Below are 538 nucleotides of genomic sequence, written 5' to 3'. Positions count from 1 at the left end.
TCGCGGTAGCGGTGCGCGTAGAGGCCGCCGCCGCAGGTGTCCACCACCGGGCAGGCGCGGCACGTCGCGCACAGTCCGGCGAGCCCCTGCCGCCGGGCCACGATCCCGGTGTGCCGGGCCACCGTGTCGAGGTCGTGCCGCAGGACGTGGAAGCCGGTGGCCGGCGCCCCGTCGTAGGCGGTCTTGAGGGAGTCCGCCTGCTCGTAGGCGCCGTCGGTCTCGATGACGACGAGGTCCGACGGCTGCAGTCCCAGCGACTCGGTCGCGCTCGGCCCGTCGATGATCGACTGGAACATCCGGACGGGCGGCCGGCAGCCCTCCGCCAGCCACAGCTCGAATACCTCGATCAGCCAGTCGGCGTACGCCGTGGGCGTGGGCCGGGGCGGCGGGGCGTCCCAGGTGGCGTGCGGGAGCAGGAAGTCGACCCGCGGCGGGTCCAGCTCGGCCAGCGTGCGGTAGACGGCGGCGGGGTCGCTGCGCACGTCGATGGTGCACAGCAGCCCGGCGTAGACCTCCGGCCGCCGGCGCAGCCGTTCGA

Annotated in this window: 1 pseudogene; it reads right to left on the bottom strand. The window is 74.7% G+C overall.

The features are described from left to right. Positions 1 to 538, bottom strand: a pseudogene (locus Mco01_RS38815) (FxsB family cyclophane-forming radical SAM/SPASM peptide maturase); the annotation flags it as partial.

Source organism: Microbispora corallina, from assembly GCF_016863035.1.
Taxonomy (GTDB): Bacteria; Actinomycetota; Actinomycetes; order Streptosporangiales; family Streptosporangiaceae; genus Microbispora; species Microbispora corallina.
The sequence above is the reverse complement of the archived record's forward strand: the minus strand, read 5'-3'. Positions and strand labels throughout refer to the sequence as shown.